Source organism: Microcystis sp. LE19-195.1E (assembly GCF_027532095.1).
GTDB classification, from domain to species: Bacteria; Cyanobacteriota; Cyanobacteriia; order Cyanobacteriales; family Microcystaceae; genus Microcystis; species Microcystis aeruginosa.
On the sequence record NZ_JAPZSZ010000335.1, the window covers coordinates 1 to 5926 of the forward strand.

Genomic DNA, 5926 nt, shown 5'->3' on the forward strand with positions numbered 1-5926 from the left:
TGATGTTTTTTCTTAAAGTTAGGATACTTAGTACGACCAGCAAAGAAATTAGTGAAAGCTGTTTGTAGGTGTCTTAACCCTTGTTGTAAAGGTACACAGCTAACTTCGTTTAAAAAGTCTAATTCTTCTTGTTTTTTCCAATCGGTTAGCATTGAAGAAGTTTCAGTATATCCTACTCTTTCTTGTCTTTCATACCAAGCTTGTGTTCTGAGATGGAGAGCTTTATTGTAAACCAATCTTACACAGCCCAAAGTGCGCCGCAATAGCGACTCTTGTGTTGGTGTGGGGTAAAATCGAAACGAATAGGCTTTTTCCATACCTCACATTTTAGCATATATTTCGTAAACGATGCTCATATTTAACAGTAAAGCCGTCGTAGAACGACGGGGTTTCAGACCCAAATTTTCGATGACACTTTATGGGGAGAATCGGGAAATGATACCTTATTAGGGGGATCAGGAAATGATTATCTGAGTGGTGGTAATGGTAATGATCGCTTAACCGGCTCTACATCTCGATCTTTTAACAGCAATGAGTATGACACCTTAGTTGGAGGTGCTGGAGATGACATTTTTGTGCTAGGTGAAAGTGCTGGTAACTATTATCAAGGTAGTGGTTATGCCCTTATTGTTGAATATGTCGGCATACTAGACCGTATTCAAATTAAGAATACTGGTTCACTTCGCCTATCGTGGGAAAATCGGGCAGGTACTTCTGCTTTATTAGATACAGCCATCTATCAAGGAGGTGACTTAATTGGAGTCGTTCAAGATAACACCAGCATTTCGTTAACCAGTTCTTACTTTAACTTTGTTTAGCATCGCCTCGTAGGTTGAGTTGAGCGCAATAATAGTCTAGAGAAAACTTACACAACCTAATTCCTTGAGAATATTTAAAACCTTTCTATATCTAGAGAACGGGTTTCTTAAAGAAACCCGTTTTTTGGGCTTTTTGTGGTCGCTAATGCTTACTCTTAAATTGCTCGACACAACAGAATAAATATCCTCTTTATTCAGTCATAAGTATCAGAGAAAACTATCATTTTGCTATGAGTTTTTGGCACTTTGACCACCATTAAATTTATGAGAAAAAAGAGAAAAAAATACCTTGAAGACTAGATAAATTATGGTAAATACTCTGCATCTCATATTTGTAAAAATATCATCTGGACAAGACACCATTAAGATAGGCACAACGTAAAGATAGAATAGAAGAAACGTTCTCATTATGAAAAATCAATTATCTCAGCTTTATGAAACTGATTTTAATTTGTGGATTGAGCAAACCGTAAATCACTTAAAAAAGGGCAATTTAGAGGAGCTTGATTTAGATAACTTAATCGAAGAAATATCCGATATGGGAAGTAATAATAGACGGGAGATATTCAGTCATTTAAAATTTCTCTTGATCCACTTACTTAAATGGCAATATCAACCGGAAAAACGGACTAATAACTGGATAAATACCATTGATGAACAAAGAGAACAATTAGAGCTTATTTTCAGGGATAGTCCTAGCTTAAAACCCTATTTAGCCGATATTTTCGCAGAATGTTATCAAAAGGCAGTGCGAGGGACGCTAAATGAAACTAATTTACCAAAAGAAACTTTTCCAGTTGATTGTCCTTTTAGCCAAGAACAGGTTTTAAAGTGGGATTATCTTCCTGAAAATAGCTTTTGAACAATGGATATAACTAGGGAGGAACAATTATTTGTAGGATGGGTTAACGGTAGCGTAACATGAGCGGGCGTTGGGTTTCATGCTTCAACCCAACCTACGTTCTTTTGAACAATGGATATGGCAGTTTTAGGAGAAAATCGCCCTGCTGTCAAGACTGATTTTTTTCTTGCCAAACAGCCAATGCCATTTGATGAACAGATCGCCAAGGTAGATGATGCTGACGGGCAATTGCGGCACAATCTTCGTATTCTGGTTGTACGGTAATCGGTTGATTAATTGACTCTTTGTAGGCAACTTTTAGCCGAATTTTACCATAGACAGTATCGATCGATTGTATCTCTCTTTTTAAGATTGATCGCTCTTGAATCGTCCTTCTAATGCCTAAAGTTGTGGTTTCCTGAAAGATCATATTTTCACAAATAGCAATTTTATCCAAGCCACAAATTACTGTCAAGAGTATCCCTAAACGAGATTTTTTCATAGTAATTGCTTGACTAAATACATCTAAAGCCCCTGCTTGTAATAAAGCCTCGCTTAAGTAGGCGATCGCTTGCGGATTTAAGTCATCAATTTGAGTTTCTAAAACTGCCACAGTTTCAATTTCATCTAGCTTTTCTGATTCTTTTTTCCCTAACCAAAGCCGGACAAGATTGGGAATCGGTAAATCTTTTGTCCCTGCCCCTAAACCGACCTTTTCTAACTGTATTTTGGGCGGTTTACCGAAACTTTTAGCTAAAGTTGTCACAATAGCTGCCCCCGTGGGTGTTACTAACTCCGCTGCGATGCCATTACTATAAATTGGTACTTGTCGATTACTTAACAATTGTACTACTGCTGGCACGGGAACCGGTAAACGACCATGGGCGGCCTGAACTGTACCGCCGCCAGTGGGTAGAGAAGAACAGTATAATTCACTCACCGATAGCCAATCCAAACCCAAACAAGTCCCGACGATATCAACAATGGCATCGGTTGCCCCCACTTCGTGAAAATGCACCTTTTCCGGCGCGATCCCGTGAACGGCTCCTTCTGCGATCGCAAGTTGTTGAAAAACCGCTAAACTCCATTCTTGGACTTTCTGGGGTAAATTTGCCTGTTTAATTAAATTTTCAATCTCCGGTAAATGGCGAGCGGGGGTATGATGGTGATGGTGGTGATGATAATCGGACTTCTCGGCAGTGACATCGACGTGAACCTTAGTGGCAATTTGACCGCGACGATGCACTTTTTCGGCCCTTAACTGATATTCATCCTCGATTCCTAAAGTTTTTAGTTGTGCAATCAGGTATTCTAGGGGGACTCCTAAATCTACTAATGCCCCTAAACACATATCCCCGGCGATTCCCGTGGGACAATCCCAATAGGCGACGATTTTGCTATCATGGCTACTATTTACTCTCTCCATCCCGAAAATCCCCAGCAACGTTCTATCCAAGAAATCTGTCATGCCCTTAAAAATGGGGCAATTATGCTTTATCCTACCGATACTGTCTACGCGATCGGTTGCGATCTCAATGTGAAATCCGCCGTCGAACGAGTTCGCCAAATCAAGCAACTATCTAATGATAAACCCTTGACGTTTCTCTGTTCTTCTTTGTCGAATATTTCCGAGTACGCAGTGGTCAGCGATTATGCCTATAAGATTATGCGACGAGTCATACCCGGTCCCTACACTTTTCTCTTACCGGCGACTAAATTAGTGCCGAAAGTGGTGATGAATCCGAAGCGGAAAACCACCGGTATCCGGGTTCCCGATCACGTTATCTGTCGCACTATTCTCGAAACCCTAGAAAATCCCATTATCTCTAGTTCTGCCCATCTTCCCGATCAGGAGGGGGATTTTCCCACCAAGGGATTAGAATCCGCTAGGTTATTCGATGCCCTCGATCATATAGTTGATTTAATTATCGAAGATGGTTCGGCTCCCGGTTCGGAAGTGTCAACAATTGTTGATTTTACCGGCGATCAACCGGATATCGTGCGTCAGGGTTTGGGTTGGCCGGAATTACAACAATGGTTATAACGAAGGCAGGAGGCAGGAGTCGGGAGTCAGTATTCAGGAGACAGGAGATAGGAGACAGGAGACAGGAGATAGGAGATAGGAGATAGGAGATTATTTTTATTTATTCTTCCCACACCCCACACCCCACTTCCCCACACCCCACACCCCACACCCCACACCCCACACCCCACACCCCACAACTTGCCACTGATAACTGATAACTGATAACTGATAACTGTATCGGTTATTGCGACTTTTTATTTCCTGAAAACCGCCTTGTGTAAGCCAAGTTAGTTGCTTAATATAGAGGTAATCGCAGTCAGAGAAAACCTCTCAAGGAAATTATTACTATGGCTTTCACTCTTTATTCTCCCTTCCTAGAAATTAATTCTGTCCAACGTCAAATCGATCAACTTTTTCAAGAAGTATTACCGACAACTTCATTGGTATCTCGTCCCCCGGTGGAAATCTCCGTTAACGAGGATTCCGTGGAATTAAAAATCGAATTACCCGGTATGGATATTAAAGATATCGATGTGGAGGTTAGCAAGCAAATGGTGGCTATTAACGGGCAACGTGAATGCCCTGCCGAGGTAGAAAACAGCGAATTTTATTATGGTAAATTTAGTCGCTTGATTACCCTGCCAGTAGAGGTGCAAAATAGCCAAGTTACCGCTAACTATCAAGACGGTATTCTTTATCTCACCCTCCCGAAAGCGGCGGCAGAAAAAAATAAAGTGGTTAAAGTTAATCTTGGTTAGATGAGAAAAAGACTGGAGAATTTCTCCAGTCTTTAGTTTTATTTGTGGTCGCTAACTGTTAATTGGATTCTTTGCCATTTAGGTTGACGGGACGGGGTTGAATAACACCAAAACCGCCGTGATTGCGTTGATAGATAACGTTGATTTCGTTAGTGTCTTTGTTGCAGAACATATAGAAATCGTGATCGACTAATTGCAATTGTGTTAGTGCTTCCTCAATAGTCATCGGTGGCATGGCAAAGTATTTCATCCGCACTACTTCCGCAGGTAATTCGGGAGTGCGATCACCAATTAGGCTATCATCTAAGGGTTTCTCTTGCACCACCTCGCTAGTTTTAACGGTGGCGTTGGTGCGATGATCCACCAATCTTTCTTTATACTTGCGGAGTTGACGAGCGATTTTATCAGAAACTAAATCAATACTCGCGTACAAATTTTCGCTTCCTTCTTGAGCGCGAATCACTGTCCCATTAGCATAAACCGTTACCTCCGCTTTGTGGCGATCGGGAATGCGTGCATTCTTTTCCACGGAGAGGTGAACATCAACCTTTGTGGTTATGCCGTTAAAATGTTTCACCGCTTTCTCCAGCTTTTGTTCCACATAATCATGAATAGGTTCGGTGACAGCGATATTATTGCCCTGAATCAATAGCTTCATACTCACTACTCCATCTAAAAATTTTGCTATGGACTGCCCACATCAACTATTTTTAAGGGATGTTGATGCCAGGAATTTAATCCTCAAAAAAACTGCTCGATCGCGCTGTTGATTGAAAGTCAATTAGAGGTCACAGTCTAGATATTGTCGGTGTTCTCGTTCTCTTTTTTTTGTCGGATCGCGCGGAAAATTCATCGGGTCGAGCGCCTATTTGCAACTGGATTTATCTACCTCTATTCTAACAAGTTTCTTTAAACCTTCTCTTAACAGAAATGCGAAGTTCTGTTAACTTTCATTTAAAGAAACTGATTTTTGCCGCCAGCAAGGGAATCCGGTGATTGTTTCTCCTGTTCGACGGTTAACCTCGGAATAGATGGGATAACCTTAGATTAGCACTTAGTATTCTTCCCAACATCTATATCTTCCCTTCTTTTAATTTTCCTTTGCGCTCCTTCACATTTCTTAAATAATTTGACAAATCTCGCCATGAATGCTCAAAAAATACCTCGTCTCTGTGGGCTAAAAATTCGGGCAATTACGCCCTATTCTTTGGCAACAGCGATCGCTGGTGGGGCGAGAATTGCTAATCCCGACTTACCTGATATCCTGCTAAGTAGGGAGGCACAATTATTTGTAGGATGGGTTAGCGGTAGCGTAAACTATGCGGGCGTTGGGTTTCATGCTTCAACCCAACCTTGTATATTGAGAGAGGTGGTAGACCGTCCCAACCTTGGTCGGAAAAGACCGCTTCGTAGCAAGGGTCACCACCATAATCTCCCTGACAAAACTCGAACAGTCGCCGGGGTCGTGGCGAAAACAATCAAT

At 41.5% G+C, this 5926-nt stretch carries 7 protein-coding genes and 1 pseudogene; 5 read left to right on the forward strand and 3 right to left on the reverse strand.

The window, feature by feature from the left end; translation table 11 throughout:
* The coding region (locus O9300_RS18150) for an RNA-guided endonuclease InsQ/TnpB family protein (protein WP_287973162.1) at positions 1-317 on the reverse strand (317 nt) is incomplete at its 3' end.
* Between the two features lie 84 nt (positions 318-401).
* On the opposite strand from O9300_RS18150, the gene O9300_RS18155 reads away from it, so the two are divergent.
* Together O9300_RS18155 and O9300_RS18160 are read left to right on the forward strand one after the other, a co-directional pair.
* Positions 402-818 carry a calcium-binding protein gene (locus tag O9300_RS18155; protein ID WP_287973169.1) on the forward strand — a complete coding sequence of 139 codons (417 nt, stop codon included), beginning with the start codon at positions 402-404 and terminating at the stop codon, positions 816-818.
* Between the two features lie 409 nt (positions 819-1227).
* The gene (locus O9300_RS18160) at positions 1228-1680 is read left to right on the forward strand and encodes a DUF29 domain-containing protein (RefSeq protein WP_287973163.1); all 453 of its coding nucleotides are present in this window, start codon (positions 1228-1230) and stop codon (positions 1678-1680) included.
* Positions 1681-1828: 148 nt separating this feature from the next.
* On the opposite strand, the gene larC is transcribed toward O9300_RS18160, so the two are convergent.
* A complete protein-coding gene (gene larC / locus O9300_RS18165; RefSeq protein ID WP_287973164.1) occupies positions 1829-3085 on the reverse strand; it encodes a nickel pincer cofactor biosynthesis protein LarC in 1257 nt (418 codons plus the stop codon).
* Between larC and O9300_RS18170 the strand changes: the two genes are divergently transcribed.
* Positions 3062-3703, forward strand: coding sequence for an L-threonylcarbamoyladenylate synthase (locus O9300_RS18170; protein WP_287661594.1), 642 nt, complete (start codon positions 3062-3064; stop codon positions 3701-3703). The genes larC and O9300_RS18170 overlap by 24 nt on opposite strands.
* Positions 3704-4032: 329 nt before the next feature.
* Entirely contained in the window at positions 4033-4443 is a 411-nt protein-coding gene (locus tag O9300_RS18175; RefSeq protein WP_287973166.1) for an Hsp20/alpha crystallin family protein, read from the forward strand.
* Positions 4444-4501: 58 nt separating this feature from the next.
* Here the strand turns inward: O9300_RS18175 and hpf are convergent, their stop codons facing one another.
* A complete protein-coding gene (gene hpf, locus O9300_RS18180; protein WP_287973168.1) occupies positions 4502-5101 on the reverse strand; it encodes a ribosome hibernation-promoting factor, HPF/YfiA family in 600 nt (199 codons plus the stop codon).
* Positions 5102-5587: 486 nt separating this feature from the next.
* On the opposite strand from hpf, the pseudogene O9300_RS18185 reads away from it, so the two are divergent.
* Positions 5588-5926 (forward strand): annotated as a pseudogene (locus O9300_RS18185) (hypothetical protein); the annotation flags it as partial.

Excerpts from the sequence above, each read along its gene's own strand:
- hpf (WP_287973168.1), bottom strand. The coding sequence starts at position 5,101 with ATGAAGCTATTGATTCAGGGCAATAATATCGCTGTCACCGAACCTATT.
- O9300_RS18175 (WP_287973166.1), top strand. The coding sequence starts at position 4,033 with ATGGCTTTCACTCTTTATTCTCCCTTCCTAGAAATTAATTCTGTCCAA.
- O9300_RS18170 (WP_287661594.1), top strand. The coding sequence starts at position 3,062 with ATGGCTACTATTTACTCTCTCCATCCCGAAAATCCCCAGCAACGTTCT.
- O9300_RS18160 (WP_287973163.1), top strand. The coding sequence starts at position 1,228 with ATGAAAAATCAATTATCTCAGCTTTATGAAACTGATTTTAATTTGTGG.
- larC (WP_287973164.1), bottom strand. The coding sequence starts at position 3,085 with ATGGAGAGAGTAAATAGTAGCCATGATAGCAAAATCGTCGCCTATTGG.